Raw genomic sequence first — 17,058 nt, forward strand, 5'->3', positions numbered from 1 at the left:
ACAGAGAAGAAAAAACATGGAAGAAAAAAGCGAGTTTTTGGGGAAAGAGAGTACAGGAAAACTCCTGTTCAAACTTTCAACTCCCGTGATCATCGGAATGCTGGTACAGGCTATCTATAACGTTGTAGACACCTTTTTCGTGGGAATAGCCTACGGAACAGAGAGTGTTCAGGCTATAGGCGGTCTTTCAATAGCTTTTCCGGTCCAGATGATAATCATGGCTTTTGGGATAGTTCTCGGGACAGGGGGCTCCTCAATAATCTCACGTGCCCTTGGAGCGCGAGAATTTAAAAAAGCTGAAAGAGTTCTTGGGAATGTTTTTTCCCTGAGTCTGATCTTAAGCGCACTAATAGCCATACCCTGCCTTCTCTATCTCGAACCGATTTTGGAGGTTTTCGGGGCAACCCCCGGAGTCCTGCCATATGCCAGAGATTATCTTAAAATCATAATTATAGGAGGGATTTTCTTTGTCTTTGGAGTGGCTGTTCAGAATATTGTCAGGTCTGAAGGAAACTCCCGCCTTGCAATGAATGCTATGCTTATAGGAGGCGGTCTCAATATTTTCCTTGACCCGGTCTTCATGTTTGGTTTCGGGATGGGGGTTGAGGGTGCTGCAATTGCAACCGTACTGTCCCAGGCCGTAGCTTCAGTCTTTCTCCTGCTATACTACCTTAAAGGAAAGGGGTCTGTTCATTTCAGATCAGAAACCTTGAAACCGGAGCCGGAAATCATTAAGGAAATCGGAGCTATCGGTACCGGGTCCTTTGTGATGGAAAGTGCGAGCAGTTTAATGATGATTTTCGTGTACAACGCGCTTGCAGATTACGGAGGGGATGTTGCAATTGCCGTTTTTGGCATAACAATGAAAATTAATTCCTTCATCTTCCTGCCCCTCCTTGGTATGGCCTTTGGCCTGCAACCGATTGTCGGGTTTAACTACGGAGCAAAGAAATACGGAAGAATAGTCGAAGCCGTAAAATTATCTTTAGTAGCGGCAACGACCTTTGGGCTTCTTGGCTTGCTTATCGTTTACCTCTTTGCGGAAAAACTTCTCGTTATTTTCAGTGCAGATCCGGAATATCTGGAGCTTGGGAAAATTGCTGCAAGGATTATGTTCCTGGGAACACCTTTGATAGGTTTGAATGTGGTTACAACCATCCTGTTCCAGGCACTCGGGAAAGCCAGACCGGCATTCATTCTTTCTGTTAGTCGACAGCTTCTCTTCCTGATTCCTGCCGTTGTCCTTCTTCCCCGTTTCTATGCTCTGAACGGGGTCTGGGCAGCCTTTCCGGTCTCGGACCTTCTGGCATTTACGCTTTCCGGATTTATGCTTTTTAGGATATACAGGATTTTCAAAGAAAGAAAAATTTCTTCAAAAGTCATCCCGGAGCTGGAAGCGACAGATAAAACGTTACACATCTGACAGCTCATAAAATATAGGGATCATGAAAACCATTGGAGCTAAAAACAGGGATAGCTCCATGATTTCCCTTTTTAACTCCGGAAGGGCGTGTCCTGTCGGCGGCATCCTTGGAGTTATGCCGGAACAGATCGTTTCAGCCGGTCTCCGGGCAATGATGGGAAGCGATATGACGGAGGAGGGAGGAGTATAAGTCCTTACCTGATGATTGAAGGACTCTTCCTGGCAATTCTGATGGGAATGATTTCAGGTGTAGTACCTGCTTACCTGCATACAGAGCCTTGAAGTTGAAGCCGGTAGACTCATTGAGGTACGAATAAACAGATAAACGGAAAAAAGGAATGGAACTATTCCTTCCTTAAAGCCTATGATTTCCAGGATTTGAAATAAAAACTAAGTCTTGAAGGATAAGCTCTTGAAGGATGAATTCTCGAAATGAACTCTCGATGGCTGGACTCTCAAAAGAAGAACTACGGGAAAGGAAGACAAAAAGCCTTCAAACTGGTTCAAGGTATGGCATAGGGTATTTAGTTACATAAAATGGAAGGTTTGCTTTTATCGCCTTTCTCCGTACATTATTTTTTCAATTCAAAAATACATTCTGTTCCGGAACAGAATCCTTCGCTTTCCAGTTCAAGCGTAGAATGTTCTATTTGGTGTTTCTCTAATTTACTTTTGATAGATTGCCTCATTTTATCCGGTCTTGCCAGGTATTTGTCTTCCACAACAATATGAGCTGTTAAAATATCCGTTTCTCCTTCCAGAGACCATATATGGATATCGTGAACTGCTTTCACTCCTTCGACCGATAAGACGGATTCCTTAACCTCATCAATATCGATATACTCCGGGAAGCCTTCCAGAAGAAGGTTAAATGTTCCCTTTGCATTTTTAAAAACCCCCCATAATACAAAAATAGTGAATCCTATCGTCATTATAGGATCAATGATAGGTTGATTCCAGAAGCCTATGATTACCGACCCGATGAGCAGGACTACCCATCCCAGAATATCTTCCAGAAGATGCCATGATAATATTTTCTCGTTCTGGCTAATTCCTTTCTTCAATCTGAAATATCCCAGTCCATTTATGGTGACTCCGATGATTGCAATTAAAAACATTCCTTCGGCGTTTACGGGTTCCGGATTGAACAGCCGTGGAATTGCCTGGGACAGTATAAACAGAGACCCGGCTATAAGTACAATGGTAGCAAACGCTGCAGATAAAAGAGATAATCTCCGATACCCGAAAGTCATTTTACTCGTTGCGGGTTTTTTTGCTTTCTTCTCTGCGAACCACGCTACTATTAATGCAGAACTGTCAGCAAAATCATGCATCGCATCAGCCAGCAGCGCCAGGCTGTTTGTTAAGAGCCCTCCAATTAATTCTATAATTGTGAAGAGTATGTTCAAAGATGCGGCAAACCCCACGTTTTTTTCTCTATCACTCATAAACAGTTCTTTATTTCATGTTGCAGTTAAACCTTCTGTTCGAATGGAACTGAGGATTAAAGCTTCCGGGTGTGAAGTTTTCCGGATTATCTTAAAACATTTAAGAGAATTACATGGAGTTGAAGCCGACAGCGATCCCTCATAAACTGGGAGATCTATTCCAGAGCCACGGAAGAAGAAAGCCTTGCAATTTTTCTCTCCTTGCGCTGAATGGGCCTGAGCTAACCCTCAACCAGGTAAAAGTGACCTGAAAAACGACATTGCAATTATGAGGAACAATACACTGGAGAAATATCACAGAGGTTGAGTGAGTACTCTTCTTAACCAAAAAACGACACGACATAGTTAATCAGATTTTACGGGTCACCCTCCTGAGCGAAGTTCCCGATTTTAACCTGCAAATTAGTCTGCTTGAGCGAAGCGAAACAGACAGCGGACTCCCGAATCGCAATTCGGGTGGCGCAACTCTGCCGAGGCGCAATTCGGGAAGGACAAAAGAATTAATCAAAATAGTTAACCCAAAAAGAAAAGATTTGGATGCGAGGGATGGGATTCGAACCCACGAATTCCTACGAAACTAGGCCCTCAACCTAGCGCCTTTGACCTGGCTGGGCAACCCTCGCATTTCGAGTAAGCAATTGAATGAGCTTTAATTACCTTTTATAAAATTTTTCTGGAAAAACATATTGGATTTAGATTTAACACAATTAAGAAATCTGGTGCGAGGGATGGGATTCGAACCCACGAATTCCTACGAAACTAGGCCCTCAACCTAGCGCCTTTGACCTGGCTGGGCAACCCTCGCATCGTGTTCTTTCTGTTAAATTCCGGCGCGCCTTGCGCCTTGCACTCCCTCACAATATCATGGATAATATATAAACGTTTCGAGTCGTGAAGGATGCTGACAAGAATTTAAGGAAGATCCCAAAAAAACATACTAAAATGTATTCATATACAGGTTATGTCCGTGAATTATTGGTCAACTCAAAAAAAATGAACAAATATCCTGCGTTTAATCAGTGGAATATAGCACAAAGAACTTGGGGAATTTTAGTCAGAAACAATCATAAGCCATTGAGAACTGCAGGAATTTTGGGCCTGAAAGTATCGTACTTGTGCCAACCCTTGCAAAAAGTGTAAACGATTTCCAGCTAGGGGGGATTATCCGTTTTGCCGCCGAAAACCTTGATATCGTAAAAGGAGTAAACTTCCAGCCAGTTGCATTTACAGGAAGAATCGACCAATCCCGGAGAGAAAAGAAGAGGATTACCATACCCGATGTCATGAAACTCGTGGAAGAACAGACCGTCGGGGAGATTCCCTGCAATGCCTGGTACCCGGTATCTTTTGTGGTTCCTATAAGCCGTTTCCTATCAGCTATGGGAAATATCCCGATTCCTGAGTTGACAGCCCACCCTCACTGCGGAGCCGGAACCTACGTTTTCTTTGAAGAAAGGCATTTTATCCCCATTACAAATTTTTTTGATGCTGAGAGTTTTATTGAACTCCGGAAGGAAATAACCCCTGAGATAAATGGAAGAGTGAGCAGGGTTCTAAGCCTTGCAAAGGTTACCAGGCAAGTACCCAAATTCATCGACGAAAAAAAGGGACCAAAATCGGCAAATACCACCAGAATGGTCCTCGACCTCCTTAAAAAAGGTGACATGGAGACGACATCACGCTTTCACAGAAACGCTCTATTTATCGGAACAATGCACTTTCAGGACCTGTACAACATAGATCTCGAAAGGATCAAAAAATGTGGGGTACATTATGCAAGCCGGACGGCAGAATAATTCCTTTCTGCACATACAATATCTTTCACAGGGATTCCGTTGAGTCAAAATTTTCAGTGCCTTATTATTCTGAAGCATAGACCTTAACAAGAATAACAGGTTTAAGAAGCTCGGAAAAAAGTGTGGTAACTTCCAGCTGGTAAAAGAATCATTACAAAAATTACTGAGTTAAAGGATGCATACTTTTCTTTATTATAGGGCTAATCCGATCGGAAGATGCAATTAAGGTTGCTCTGGAATAATACCGGTTGATTAGCCAGAGACCACCCAGCCACTTGATGCTGAAAATAATGGTAAATTTTGACCAGTCCAGAAGATGTCTTAAAGTTTTAGATATATAATGGCATGTAACAGGTAAGGAAGGCCTGTTACTCTCCATTACTCAGTTTCCTAATTCTAATATTAACAAAAAGGAGTCAGTGGGTCTATGAAAAAGATTCGGATAGGAATGTTTTCCTGGGAAAGTTTGTATTCGATACGTATAGGAGGAATTTCGCCTCATGTGTCTGAACTCTCTGAAGCTCTTGCAGCAGAGGGACATGAGGTTCATCTCTTTACGCGAAACCGTGAAAATAACGACGAAATAATCAATGGTGTCCACTATCACAGAGTTGCCTGTGATCAAAATGGGGGGATAGTGGAGCAGATGAACAGGATGTGCGACAGTATGTACTGCCGATTCCTGGATGTGAGAGAAATGGCGGGGGAGTTTGACGTCCTGCACGGGCACGACTGGCATCCGGTAAATGTTCTCTGCAGGATTAAAGCCAGTTTCGGGCTGCCTTTTGTGTTAACCTTTCACAGCACAGAATGGGGGCGCAACGGAAATCGTCACGGAGAATGGTGGGAGGCAAAGGAGATATCGCACAGGGAGTGGCTAGGGGGATATGAAGCCTCCGATGTGATCACGACCTCGAAAATATTGAAAGAAGAAATTCGGCACATTTACAAAATTCCGGATTACAAGCTCTGGGAAGTCCCTAACGGCATAAATGTGGGCAGGGTAAAAAGAGAAATCGATGCAGGAAATATAAAAAGGCACTATGGCATCCATCCTTACCGTCCGGTTGTGCTTTTCACCGGAAGGATGGCGTATCAGAAAGGGCCGGATCTGCTGGTCGAAGCTGCGGCAAAGTTCCTCAAAAAAAGGAATGCACAGTTTGTACTTATCGGAGAAGGAGAAATGCGTGCTCACTGTGAATATCAGGCTCAAAAGCTTGGCATAGGTCATTCCTGTAATTTCCTCGGGTATGCCCCGGATAATACCGTAATCGACTGGTTTAATGCCTGTGACCTTGTCTGCGTGCCCAGCCGGAACGAGCCCTTCGGAATTGTTGTGCTTGAAGCCTGGGATGCAGAGAAACCGGTAGTTGCAAGCGATGCAGTTGCCCTTGTGGAAAACTTCAGAACAGGTGTTGTTGCCCATAAAGAACCTTCTTCCATTGCATGGGGCCTTAATTATGTTATTGAAGGACTTGGCCATAACAGAATGGGGGAAAAAGGGCATGATCTTCTCATAAAGAAATATAACTGGAAAACAATAGCTGAAAAAACTTTTGAAGTATATGAAAAAGTGATTGGAAAATAAAATCGTGTCATTTCAAGTACAGTTTATCAAAAGAGGATACCCTGAAGCGCTGAGTCCGTTCACTGTATCCCAATATCTATCTCTTCGAAATAATATACTTCTCTAAACATATCAATCGGAAGAAGGCCCAGCAGCTTCCAGAAAGTTTTGTTGTATCCGATTTGTGTCCGATTTGTGTCAGGATCCACCTCAAAATAATGCCAGCTTTTTTAGACGTTTACCTTTTAGACTGTGTTCCATCATTTTCGCAGGCAAGCCCACAATTTAAACTCAAAATAATTATTTATTACCGGGTTATTTCGTAGCAGGTCCTTAAGCTGTGGCTCGCGATAGAATATTAGACATTATATTTTAGATTAATTATCTAAAAAATTGTTTTCAAGCAAAAAATAACCTGGCGTGAAACAATTTGAAGCCATTCACAGATATTCATTTCTGAATGTAAGGGGAAAAACATGACGGCATAAACCGATAATAAATACTAACTATAATAGTATCGATGAATAAATATAATATGATAAGTTATATTTTATGACAGAAGTGGGGAATGAAAATTATATTATCGTAAGTTTGGGGGCATTAATTGAATAAGCAACTGAAAGTCTTTGTTTATAGGAACTTATGTTCCGAAGGAATGTGGGATTGCTACATTCACTTATGATCTTTTGAATTCGGTTTCCGGGGAATATAACAACGTTATTTGTGAAGTTATTGCTTTGAACGATCCTTCTGAAACTTATAATTATCCGGAAGAAGTCGTTTTTCAAATTGAGAGAGACAAACTTGAGGATTATTACCTGGCTGCGGATTATATAAATCAGTCCGATGCCGATATCGTATGTCTTCAACATGAATTCGGTATTTTTTATGGAGATGCAGGTGATTACATCTTCGCGACTTTATCAGGGATAAACAAGCCTGTAGTAACTACAATGCATACCGTGATTCGTGACCCGAAACCCGAATATCGGGCATCTACTGAAAAACTCATAGAGTATTCCGAAAAACTGGTTGTAATGAGCCATACTGCAGTCGAGGTTCTAAAAAATGTATACAAAGTGCTCGAAGACAAAATAGAAATCATATTTCATGGAATGCCCGAATATCCGTTTAACAACTGCGAGAAGTATAAAAAGATACTGAACCTCAAAGGTTTTCCGGTTATCCTTACTTTCGGGCTGCTGAATCAGAATAAAGGTGTCGAAAACATTCTCGATGCTCTTCCTGATATTGTAGATAAATATCCTGACCTTGTTTATCTTGTACTGGGTGCCACGCATCCCATGATTAAAAAGATCCACGGAGAAGCATACAGGCAGTATCTTGAGAATAAAGTTTTGGAACTCGGGCTTGAGAACAATGTAATGTTCCATGCCAAATTTGTCGAAAAAGAAGAGCTCTGCAACTATATACTTGCCGGTGATATTTACGCATCTCCCTATCTTTCCAGAGAACAGATAGTAAGCGGGGCTCTGACCTATGCCATAGGTATGGGAAAAGCAATAGTATCAACTCCTTACTGGTACGCCTGGGAAATGCTTTCCGAAAATCGAGGGCTACTTGTAGATTTCGGAGATACGGATGGCTTTAAAAAATCCCTCCTGTACTTGATTGAAAATCCAGAAGAGTGTAATAATATGCGCAAAAATGCATATAATTTTGGCAGAAAAATGACCTGGAAAAATGTAGGCGAAGAATATAATAAGATTTTCCGTAAGGCTTTGAAGAATTTCAATACCTATCCAGGAATACAAAACAGATTTAATCTTCCCTCCGAATCGCCTGCCTGAATATATACTTGATTACCCGTGGGTTTATTTTGATAAACAGGTCAATCAGCATTGTGAGTATCCGGAAAAAGCTCACAGAATAATGCTTGTCCATCCAGAAACAAAGTAAAGGCAAATGTACCTTTTAATCCCCTTGAAGTTACAAACCAGATAAACCGGTTTATTTCAAGTTTAATAGATACATATTTCCGGCAACAAATAATTTAGCAATTTTTTTACAGCCACTTTACCACTTTATATATTAGCTTTTGTAGTAGGGCTCATATTTTCTTATTATTTCTTACTTATCAGAAATAAGTTAATTATCCACATTTTTAACTTGTACCTGAAGGAAAAGAAGAGAAACAAAATGAATCTCCAGAGAAAAAGCAGTCCTTCAGGAGTTCTCAAAATAAGAAGACCTGAAAAAATTAGATTTGGGCCTGCATCTGAGCAGAAAGCTCAGAGCTGGTCCAGAATTGCCAGCAACTCTTCGGCTTTGCCCTTAACCACATTTGCGGCGTTGAGGACAAGATCTTTGGCTGAATATGAACCATCGGACTCCATGGTAAAAACAAAAGCGTTTTCGTAGAAGTCCACCTTGATCGCGTTAATGTCGCATACCTGCTCACAGAGCCTGCAGATGGAACACTTTATGATGTCATCCTCGGCAATTTTTGCTCCGGCCTCTTCAACACTGATAATGCCCTTGGGACATTCTGCTGCACAGTGCCCGCAGGCATCGCAGTTTTCAATGATGATTATAGGCATGTTTTTGTAACCGCATGCAACGCCTGCCTGCCACTTGACGCTGTCTTTGCCGTAGCCCATGTGGGCAATAGCCTCGAGCACAAGCTTCTGTCCCTTTTTCAGCTCAACAATCGGAACATTCGGGTCTGCTGGCTGGATCTTGGGGTCAGAGGGAATAAGGTCCCGAGAATAAACGGTTCCGGGGCCTTCTGCACTGAGGGTCAGGGAGACCTCGCAGGCAGGACAGCCTTCTCCTCCGCAGACTTCGCACTCGGCCTGAGGCACATACGTCTCTATATCCGTTACAAGCGGGATTAAGGAGAGACGGAGAGCCAGCTGTTCATCATAGAGTACGGAGGTGTTGTCGTAAAGGTTTACATACTCGATTGCAAGAGTGGGTACATCGGCGACCATGGCACGCCGGATGCCGTTAGCAAAAGCCGTGCTTACCTTGGACAGCACAAACTTTGCAGATCTGTCCGATAACTCCAGAATGTCTACTTCCATCGTCATATACCTTAATTCCCCTTAATTTTGAATACCTTAAAAAAAGAGAATTTTAAAGAATTCTCTGAATAATTCGCTTTATACACGCCTTCCGCCTTTCGGACGGGTGCCGTCGTGCGGGACAGGAGTGACGTCCTCAATCCTGCCAATGCGGATTCCCGCTCTTGCAAAAGCCCTGATTGCAGCCTGTGCACCGGGTCCGGGGCTTCTCTGCTTGTTTCCTCCGGGAGCTCTTACCCGGATGTGGATGCCGTTGATACCCTTGTCCCTGAGCTGGTCAGCAAGCTGGCCTGCCATCTGCATGGCGGTGTATGGAGAACTTTCGTCCCTTGCAGCCTTTACAACCATACCACCGGAGGACTTTGCAATGGTTTCAGCCCCGGTGATATCAGTAACTGTGATAATTGTGTTGTTAAATGAGGATTTGATGTGAGCTACAGCCCATTTCATATCTGCCATGTTTATCTCCTCCCTCCTCTCTTCTTCCTTCCGCCGCCTCTCTCAGCGGGCTTTTCTCTTGCCTGCTTTGCCTCGGCAACAGCTTTGAGGGTTGTTGCGCTGTCTGCAAGGAAGGATGCGACCTGGACAGGTCTTTCAGGGTGGGATTCACTCATTAGAGGGGAGTTTCCATAGTACCCGATGTGCATCTCGTCCTCTTTTGAGACCAGCATTCCCGGAATCGTAGCTTTTCTTCCGTTAATTGCAATGTGGCCGTGAGTAATGAACTGGCGTGCCTGGATAACGGTTCTGGCAAGCCCGAGGCGGAGAACCTGGGTCTGGAGTCTTCTTTCAAGGATATTTTCAGTCTTCAAAGAGAGAATATCGTCAATGTTGGCATCAGATTTTATAATGCCGTAGCGGATGAGCTTGGAAAGAATTTCTTCGGACTGGGTCCTGTAGTGGCCCTCGAGCCCCCCTTCCTGCCCGCCAGCGACGTGTGCAAGAAGTTTCCTGGCTTCGGACCTGTACATCCTTAGCATACTGGCTGCTTTCCAGACTTCCTTCTTGTTCCTGAGGCCGTATGCCTTTACGAGCTGGACTTCAGTAGCCATCCTGGCTTCCTGCCAGGGGTGCTTGGGAGTCTCATAACTTTTACTTTTCTTACCTGGATATGCCATTTAAAATCACCTTAACCGAAAAATTACTTCTTCCTGCTCACACCGACAGTTGATCCGCGGCGGCCTGTGGATTTTGTCCTCTGTCCTCTGACCTTGAGGCCTCTCTCGTGCCTGAGCCCTCTGTAGGCACGGACCTTCTTCAGGTTGTTAATGTCTTCCCTGAAAGTCAGTAAGATATCCGTTCCGAGCAGGTGCTTGTCCTGGCCGGTAGTAAGGTCTTTCTGCCTGTTAAGCATCCAGGTAGGGACAATGTCTTCAAATTTTCCGATTGTAGCGTCGAGTTTGGCTACTTCCTCTTCCGGAAGGTATCCAAGTGTAGCAGACGGGTCAACGCCTGCGCCCTTTGCAATGAGTTTTGCGGTACGTCTCCCGATTCCGGGAAGGCCTGTAAGAGCATACTGTACGGGCTTTGCCCCCTGCAGGTCGGTATTCATAATCCGAACAAGATGCCTTAGTTCTTCGTTGTTATTTTCTTCTACCATATACTTCCTCCATTGGAGTGCATACAGCATCCTGTAGCCCCTGTCGAATACCCTCAAAGAATATGCGGAAAACTCAGGAGCAGCTCTCAAAAGGAGCTTCTTTACAGCACATACTGATGAGTTCCTTTACATGAAGCTGCCAGTATATAAGGATATCTGCGCTCACCCCCCACTGAAAGCGGATGTTCGGAGGAACTGAAAGCTGATAGCGGAAGAGTTACTGAATAATTAAAAGACGTGAAGAAAGGATGCATAATTAAAATTAAGCTAAAATTGTCATGACCTTTCTGCATATGCATGCCTACGAATAATTTATTTTCTTGAACGGTGTTTTTTCTGAGGATTAAAAGTAACCTGGGTCCGGATCAGGTATAAACTTATTTGACTTGCTACTGCAGAAAAGGGCGGTTCAACATCTACCCTCTTTTTTAATTCGACATAAAGCCGCTATTACCGCAACTTAAATGTCTTTGGTGCAAGCCTGTATGCAAGAAGCAAGGCGACGGCGATATATACAATGCAAAATACGGAAACCAACGTGCCGAAAATTAGAGTTGGAACTTCCTTGCCGATAGCAAGATAACAGACGATATAAGTAAATGAATTGGCAATGGCAAAAGTGCCGCTTTTCATTTCAAGATTGATATTGTAAGGCTGCAAAAGATAATAGAGCACCATATTGTGCACCGAAAAAAATACCGACATGGCGATAATGGAAACAAACAGCAGCACATAATTGAGCGCATTATCCGTTCCGCCTGTAAACCATAACAGAAACGGTAGCCCGAGTGCAATTACCGAAGCTGGCATCAAGTTAATCAATAGAATGGATTTCAGCCGTTCCGTAAAGAGGAGCAGAATTGCACGCGGTTGCCTGTAAAACCTGTAGGCAAGCATACTGTGGTCACAGTTCATGAACATGGCCTGGGTGATAACCTTTCCGCGATTAACAAAATACATGACGAACAGAAAGTAAGGCAAAAAGGTCAGCATCATCCCGTTTATTATCGGCTTTGCCTCCTGAAGAAGAAAGCAGGCCATGATGGAAAACGCAAGCACTACAAGGGAAATCAAGGTGATTTGTTTGGCCGATTTGGTCAGCAGACTGCTGTGCCGCTTAACAAAAAGGTCGTTGAAATACCGATAGCCGCTTTTGCTACTTGTTGCCTTAAGGTCTATTTTCTTTTGCAAAGATTTTTGAGTAGCCCGTGCAACCATATCTTTTCTGTTCATAGCAAAACTATCCGCTGTGAGAAGTTCCTTGCAAATCCTTCGGTATTCGGGGAATTTGAGCACATAAAAAAAGGAAAACAACGCCATAACAACGGAAATGACAAACAGAGCGAGGAAAACAGCTCCGTTCATGGCATAGCCGAGAAACGGCGGGAGATATGCCGCAGTCGATGATACAGCAATGCCAACCAGAGAAACCGGATTGAGCTGATTTTCATTTTTTGCATGGCCGGTCCTGACATAACTATGAAGCGCGAGGGCAGTAAAAATAAGTTTTACGGAAACAACAAAAAGCGGCATCAAAAGGCAGATAGCAAGATCTACCCCGGAAAGCAGTCCTAAAAGCAGCGTGGCAGGCAAAAATCCGACAACAGTTTTCAAAAGGAAATAGAAGTAATTCGAAAGCGTATACTCCCGCGCGCTCATTCGCATGAGAAAAATGGCATAATACTTGTCTCTGGTGGGGCGAAATATCTGCGTGTTAAGAAAACCACCTGCTATGGTCAGAAAGAAAAACATGTGCATGAAGCTGTTTGCAGAACTGCTTTTCATAGAGTCTTTTAGAAGGAAGACCAGAATAAACATATAAAACAGCTTGCCCAAAAACATCGAGACAAGCTCCCACAGGATGCTGACAAAATTGGCAAATCTTTTCAGCCCCAGGCTTCCATAAAGCGAGACCGGTAGCAGTCCGTTGATTACAGGGATGGATTTGAGCGAATAGATGATGCCATTGGCTCTATATGTGTTTTTCAGCCTGAAGGACGTAAGAAAAGTTTCAATCACTTTCATCCCTTCTGAGGGCCTGAATAATCCTATCCTTAAAGACCTCGTTACTGAGGCCATCCTTTTCCATTTTTTCCAGAACCCCCCCGCTCAGGATCACGATCTCGTCGCATAAATCCAGCGCAAGCTCCATGATGTGAGTGGAAAAAATAATAATGTGGTCTTTTTTGATTTGGCGTAGCAGTGTCTTCATTTCGTCGGCGACCACAACATCAAATGAGGTCAGTGGCTCGTCTAAAAGCAGAATTCCGGGATTTGCGATGAAGTTTACAAGCATTTGCATCTTGTTCTTCATGCCATGGGAATAATCTTTCAAAAGCCTGTCGCGATCCTCGCTTCCAATCATTATAAAATCGAAATATTCATCAATGGGCTTAATGTCCGGAATATTTTTCACGTTGATGTCAAGAAAGAACTTTAAAAATTCCCTACCTGTTAAAAACTCCGGAACAACCGGCGTCGACAGAACATATCCGATATCGTCCGGACAAACCTCTCTCTTCACTCCGTTTTCTTCAAGGAGAATTGAGCCGCCGTCAATCCTCAAATCTTCATTGATGCAATTAAACAGCGTAGTTTTGCCTGAGCCGTTTCTTCCGAGGAGGCCGTAAATTTCCCCCTTTTCAAAGGCAAAGCTTGCACCCCGCAAAACCTCTTTTTTGTCAAAGCTTTTCACGATATCGTTCAGGATCAGTTTCATTTTCAATATTCCTTCTCTGCTTGTTTCCGTTTATTTCTTTCGTTCCCGCCTGAAATCAATCGATCATTTTTCAACGGGGTCCTTGCCTTAACATTGTCAGATTAACTTCTTTTTTCGATCCCAATTCCTTTATAATCCCGTCTACTCCATGCTTAACAGATTTTTATTCACTTTTTCATTATTCACATCCTATTTCTTTTTATTGAGAGCCTGATCTGTTGCAAATTTGCAACCAGTACCAGGAAAATGTAGATTTACCAGTCTCAAGAGCAAGAATTAATTCAATTTCATGCGTTTCCGGTTAAGTGAGGAAACGTGACAAATTGCTTCCATTTCCACAAAAGTTAATAAATATTTTGATAGGTTACGGGATGAAAAATTGTATCGATTTCATGTAAACAGGCCAAAATTTAATTTATTGGTTAGTCTGAAGTATGAAAATTAAAACTTCTTCTCTTATTCCTTCCTGGCTATCAATAGCTACAGATGTAAACATAATTTAGAAAAAAACTTAAACATAATTTAGAAAAGGATTGTAAACGTAATTTAGAGAAGACTTGAAAACATGACGCCGAGGGGGAGATTTGAACTCCCGAGGGGCTAAGCCCCACAAGCTTTCCAGGCTTGCGCCCTACCGCTAGACTACCTCGGCACAGAGCTTATGGCACAGCTTATACCATAACGGAATAGTGGTATATAAATCTTATTCTAAGAATGGATAAGGAAGAAAGAAATTAAAAAGCAGGAAGAAGGAATTTTAAAGGTCAGAGCCGGACACTCTCCTCTTTTTTAGTCCAGCCCTTCGGGTAAGTTCCTGCTTCCATAAGCACGCGGATAGGAGAAGCTGCAATCCCGGCAGATGCTTTGAGGATCTCTTCGGTGTTCATTTCCGCCTTTGCAAGTGCTACAAGTTCCCCTTTTAAGGTGAAGAGCGCTGCAAGTTCCCCTTTAGCCAGACTGGAGTCCAGGCTCGTAATGCCCGGGACTGCCAGGGAAGCACCTGAACAGACCGCATCCACCGCACTGTCCCGCAGGATAATTTTGGGTAGGTGTGATACGGCAGATTCCATTGGCCGGATAACCCTCCTCAGTTCGGACTCATCCCCGTCCTCCTTCCAGAACACATAGGCATCTTTCAGCTCATGGAGGGTGACAAGGGTTTTTTCCGTAAATGGGCCTGCTTTGGTCCTGCGGAGGGCCTGCATATGTCCGCCGCAGCCCAGAGCAAGCCCGATGTCATGGCAGAGTTTCCTGATATAGGTCCCTGCCTCACACCCAACGCGGAAGAGCACGGACGTGCTCTCGATTTCAAGCACCTCGATATAATAGATTGTCCTTACCCTTATGACCCGTTTAACAGCGGATTTGATAGGTGGCATCTGGTAAATAGGCCCTGTAAATTCATCGCAGACCTGGCGGACCAGCTTTGGAGGCATGGCTCTGTGAAGTTTCAGGTGGCATACATACTCTTTTCCTGAAAGGCGCAGGGCAGGTACGGCTTTTGTGGCTTTCCCGAGCAGGGTGGGCAAAAGCCCCGTAACCTTAGGGTCAAGAGAACCTGCATGCCCTGCAGTATTAACGCCAAGGATGGCTTTTACCCAGGCTGCAACCTCGTGGCTTGTGGGCCCGCTGGGCTTATCGATATTCACCACTCCTTTTTCGATATATTCAAGAATAGGGCGCTTCTCCGGAGCACAGCCGTAGGCCGGATTTGTCCAGGCGCCGGACTTCCGGACAAGGGTTCTTTCAACTTCTGATGGCAGTTTGCCGGCGGATGACATGGTTTTTCAAAACTCCTGGGTTCTGGTTATGGTTCGGCACATATATTGTGAGCAGATATCCAGCAGACACATAAATTTCCAGTATGGATATCCGGCTGAGAGATCCAATTGAGATTTTCAGTATGGATATCAGTTAAGGTTCCCAGTTGAGATTCTCAGCTAAGATTCTCAGCATGGGCATCCAGCTGAAATTTTCAATTGAGATTTTCAGTTTGGATTCTCAGTACGGATATCCATAATATCAGGGTTCGCAGATAAAACCCTGCTCCTGCTTAAAAACCTGTCCGGGAAAATGTCCCGAAAAATCTCCCGGAAATAATCGGGCCGGGAAAAATCACTCCGGCCCGACAAGAGCGTCAATAGCGACCCTGAGGATATCAAGAGTCTGGTACTGGTTCCATTTTTCAGAATCGATAACGATGTCGTAGATTGACAGGTCTGTGATGTCAATCCCGTAATAGTTCTTATAGCGAAGGGCTTCGGACTTTTCCCTTTCAACCGTTTTTGCCAATTCCTCGTCAAAGGAAACTGATTTCTCACGCCTCTGGATACGCTTAACCCTTGTCAGCAGGGGTGCCTTTATCCAGATTTTAAGCACATTTGGCACTCCTTCAGCCATATGACCTGCAAGCCGGCTTTCGAGAATGAGATTGTCCTGAGTGTGGATGATGGATTTCTGGTTTTTATCGATGTCCAGGTCTATGGAAGGGTCTTTTTCTGCCATGGCTCCGAACTCTGAAAGGCTCATTCCCCTCTCCTTTGCCATTCTCCTGAAGATCTCTCCGGAAGAAATCAGCTCGAGCTCATAGTACCCAGCCAGGAGCCTTGAGAGGGTTGTTGTCCCGCTTCCGGGAAGCCCACTCACTGTGATTTGCATTAGACCCCACCGATGTTCAGCGCCTTCCTGATTAGCTGGCTGACCCCGATAGAGGAGATAAAGTACCAGTAGATCCAGTGCTGGAAGGGACCGAAAGCCTTGGAAGTAAGCAGTTGCTCACCCCAGAAGGGAAAGACCATGGTGGCATTCCCGTGTCCACTTATGAAATAGTAAGCCCACATGAAGAGAGGCAGGGAGATAATACTTATGTAAGCCATGGGCTTGAACTGCTGCTTGGACATCTTCATCTGGTCTTCCATCATCTCCTTGCGTTGGTCTTCTAGTTTTTTCAGCATATAGGTGTTCTGGGAAAGCTGTGCCTCCCTAAACTCCTTCTGAAAAACCTTCATGCGTTCCTGGGTATTTCGCATGAGTTCCCAGTCGATAGTGTATTTCTGGATAAGAGATGCATAGAGGGCAGTAATAGCCGCCATTACTAAAAGGATCAGATGGAAATTTTCCTGTCCGACCAGAGCAAGTACGGGGTCCATTAACACCCCTACTGCTTCGCCCACAGCCTGCCTGAATTCCTGTCCAAGGATCATTATCCCGAACATGAGGGAAAAACCAAAAGCCAGCAGGAACCGGTCAATTTGCTTTTTTAATGTCTCCGAAACCAAGTTGTCCTCACCATTAAGATTCAATAAATGTTAATTCTGAAATTTTAATTATGATTTTACGATTCCTTCAAATTAAGAACGAATCCAAGAAAATGAAACCTGATAAAACATAACGCACAAATAAACAAGCTCTAAGGAGAGCCCTATTTAAATTGTTTACGCAGGGTTTTCAGGTTAATA

15 protein-coding genes and 3 tRNA genes are annotated in these 17,058 nt (G+C 43.9%); 5 read left to right on the forward strand and 13 right to left on the reverse strand.

The genetic code is table 11. The features are described from left to right. The first annotated feature begins 16 nt into the window (after window positions 1-16). Window positions 17-1,423, forward strand: coding sequence for an MATE family efflux transporter (locus ACSAZL_RS15205; protein WP_440945468.1), 1,407 nt, complete (start codon window positions 17-19; stop codon window positions 1,421-1,423). A gap of 22 nt (window positions 1,424-1,445) precedes the next feature. After that, window positions 1,446-1,613 carry a hypothetical protein gene (locus ACSAZL_RS15210; protein WP_440945469.1) on the forward strand — a complete coding sequence of 56 codons (168 nt, stop codon included), beginning with the start codon at window positions 1,446-1,448 and terminating at the stop codon, window positions 1,611-1,613. Window positions 1,614-1,995: 382 nt separating this feature from the next. Here the strand turns inward: ACSAZL_RS15210 and ACSAZL_RS15215 are convergent, their stop codons facing one another. The 3 genes from ACSAZL_RS15215 to ACSAZL_RS15225 form a co-directional block, all read right to left on the reverse strand. Beyond that, a complete protein-coding gene (locus ACSAZL_RS15215) occupies window positions 1,996-2,871 on the reverse strand; it encodes a cation diffusion facilitator family transporter (RefSeq protein WP_440945470.1) in 876 nt (291 codons plus the stop codon). A gap of 538 nt (window positions 2,872-3,409) precedes the next feature. Next, a tRNA-Leu gene (locus ACSAZL_RS15220) sits at window positions 3,410-3,494 on the reverse strand. Window positions 3,495-3,588: 94 nt separating this feature from the next. Next, window positions 3,589-3,676, reverse strand: a tRNA-Leu gene (locus tag ACSAZL_RS15225). Window positions 3,677-3,986: 310 nt separating this feature from the next. Between ACSAZL_RS15225 and ACSAZL_RS15230 the strand changes: the two genes are divergently transcribed. From ACSAZL_RS15230 to ACSAZL_RS15240, 3 genes are all read left to right on the forward strand, one after another. Then, window positions 3,987-4,667: a hypothetical protein gene (locus ACSAZL_RS15230; protein WP_440945471.1), complete on the forward strand. Its 681-nt coding sequence runs from the start codon at window positions 3,987-3,989 to the stop codon at window positions 4,665-4,667. Window positions 4,668-5,094: 427 nt separating this feature from the next. Continuing rightward, entirely contained in the window at window positions 5,095-6,255 is a 1,161-nt protein-coding gene (locus tag ACSAZL_RS15235; protein ID WP_440945472.1) for a glycosyltransferase family 4 protein, read from the forward strand. Window positions 6,256-6,971: 716 nt separating this feature from the next. Next, on the forward strand, window positions 6,972-8,045 hold the full coding sequence (locus ACSAZL_RS15240; RefSeq protein ID WP_440945473.1) for a glycosyltransferase: 1,074 nt from the start codon (window positions 6,972-6,974) through the stop codon (window positions 8,043-8,045). A 441-nt stretch (window positions 8,046-8,486) separates the two neighbouring features. Here ACSAZL_RS15240 and ACSAZL_RS15245 read toward each other — a convergent pair whose 3' ends face one another. The 10 genes from ACSAZL_RS15245 to ACSAZL_RS15290 form a co-directional block, all read right to left on the reverse strand. Continuing rightward, window positions 8,487-9,287 carry a DNA-directed RNA polymerase subunit D gene (locus ACSAZL_RS15245; protein WP_440945474.1) on the reverse strand — a complete coding sequence of 267 codons (801 nt, stop codon included), beginning with the start codon at window positions 9,285-9,287 and terminating at the stop codon, window positions 8,487-8,489. Between the two features lie 72 nt (window positions 9,288-9,359). Then, window positions 9,360-9,740, reverse strand: coding sequence for a 30S ribosomal protein S11 (locus tag ACSAZL_RS15250; protein ID WP_011034088.1), 381 nt, complete (start codon window positions 9,738-9,740; stop codon window positions 9,360-9,362). 2 nt (window positions 9,741-9,742) lie between these two features. Further along, the gene (locus ACSAZL_RS15255) at window positions 9,743-10,399 is read right to left on the reverse strand and encodes a 30S ribosomal protein S4 (RefSeq protein ID WP_440945475.1); all 657 of its coding nucleotides are present in this window, start codon (window positions 10,397-10,399) and stop codon (window positions 9,743-9,745) included. Window positions 10,400-10,422: 23 nt separating this feature from the next. Next, entirely contained in the window at window positions 10,423-10,911 is a 489-nt protein-coding gene (locus ACSAZL_RS15260) for a 30S ribosomal protein S13 (RefSeq protein WP_440945476.1), read from the reverse strand. Between the two features lie 420 nt (window positions 10,912-11,331). Continuing rightward, window positions 11,332-12,906, reverse strand: a complete 1,575-nt coding sequence (locus ACSAZL_RS15265; RefSeq protein ID WP_440945477.1) for a hypothetical protein — start codon at window positions 12,904-12,906, stop codon at window positions 11,332-11,334. Next, a complete protein-coding gene (locus ACSAZL_RS15270; protein ID WP_440945478.1) occupies window positions 12,893-13,600 on the reverse strand; it encodes an ATP-binding cassette domain-containing protein in 708 nt (235 codons plus the stop codon). The genes ACSAZL_RS15265 and ACSAZL_RS15270 overlap by 14 nt, the downstream gene beginning before the upstream one ends. Before the next feature lie 569 nt (window positions 13,601-14,169). Continuing rightward, window positions 14,170-14,252: transfer RNA gene (locus ACSAZL_RS15275), tRNA-Ser, on the reverse strand. Window positions 14,253-14,364: 112 nt separating this feature from the next. Next, the gene (locus ACSAZL_RS15280) at window positions 14,365-15,381 is read right to left on the reverse strand and encodes an RNA-guided pseudouridylation complex pseudouridine synthase subunit Cbf5 (RefSeq protein WP_440945479.1); all 1,017 of its coding nucleotides are present in this window, start codon (window positions 15,379-15,381) and stop codon (window positions 14,365-14,367) included. A gap of 334 nt (window positions 15,382-15,715) precedes the next feature. Beyond that, window positions 15,716-16,258, reverse strand: a complete 543-nt coding sequence (gene cmk / locus ACSAZL_RS15285; protein ID WP_440945480.1) for a (d)CMP kinase — start codon at window positions 16,256-16,258, stop codon at window positions 15,716-15,718. Continuing rightward, complete coding sequence (locus tag ACSAZL_RS15290; protein WP_440945481.1) at window positions 16,258-16,878, reverse strand: DUF106 domain-containing protein; 621 nt, start codon at window positions 16,876-16,878, stop codon at window positions 16,258-16,260. The genes cmk and ACSAZL_RS15290 overlap by 1 nt, the downstream gene beginning before the upstream one ends. Window positions 16,879-17,058 lie beyond the last annotated feature (180 nt).

It is taken from the genome of Methanosarcina mangrovi, assembly GCF_052057765.1.
Classification (GTDB): domain Archaea; phylum Halobacteriota; class Methanosarcinia; order Methanosarcinales; family Methanosarcinaceae; genus Methanosarcina.

Bases quoted from the DNA above. Each gene is read 5' to 3' on its own strand.
- ACSAZL_RS15205 (WP_440945468.1), top strand. From the start codon at position 17: ATGGAAGAAAAAAGCGAGTTTTTGGGGAAAGAGAGTACAGGAAAACTC.
- ACSAZL_RS15210 (WP_440945469.1), top strand. From the start codon at position 1,446: ATGAAAACCATTGGAGCTAAAAACAGGGATAGCTCCATGATTTCCCTT.
- ACSAZL_RS15215 (WP_440945470.1), bottom strand. From the start codon at position 2,871: ATGAGTGATAGAGAAAAAAACGTGGGGTTTGCCGCATCTTTGAACATA.
- ACSAZL_RS15235 (WP_440945472.1), top strand. From the start codon at position 5,095: ATGAAAAAGATTCGGATAGGAATGTTTTCCTGGGAAAGTTTGTATTCG.
- ACSAZL_RS15245 (WP_440945474.1), bottom strand. From the start codon at position 9,287: ATGACGATGGAAGTAGACATTCTGGAGTTATCGGACAGATCTGCAAAG.
- ACSAZL_RS15250 (WP_011034088.1), bottom strand. From the start codon at position 9,740: ATGGCAGATATGAAATGGGCTGTAGCTCACATCAAATCCTCATTTAAC.
- ACSAZL_RS15255 (WP_440945475.1), bottom strand. From the start codon at position 10,399: ATGGCATATCCAGGTAAGAAAAGTAAAAGTTATGAGACTCCCAAGCAC.
- ACSAZL_RS15260 (WP_440945476.1), bottom strand. From the start codon at position 10,911: ATGCTGTATGCACTCCAATGGAGGAAGTATATGGTAGAAGAAAATAAC.
- ACSAZL_RS15265 (WP_440945477.1), bottom strand. From the start codon at position 12,906: ATGAAAGTGATTGAAACTTTTCTTACGTCCTTCAGGCTGAAAAACACA.
- ACSAZL_RS15270 (WP_440945478.1), bottom strand. From the start codon at position 13,600: ATGAAACTGATCCTGAACGATATCGTGAAAAGCTTTGACAAAAAAGAG.
- ACSAZL_RS15280 (WP_440945479.1), bottom strand. From the start codon at position 15,381: ATGTCATCCGCCGGCAAACTGCCATCAGAAGTTGAAAGAACCCTTGTC.
- cmk (WP_440945480.1), bottom strand. From the start codon at position 16,258: ATGCAAATCACAGTGAGTGGGCTTCCCGGAAGCGGGACAACAACCCTC.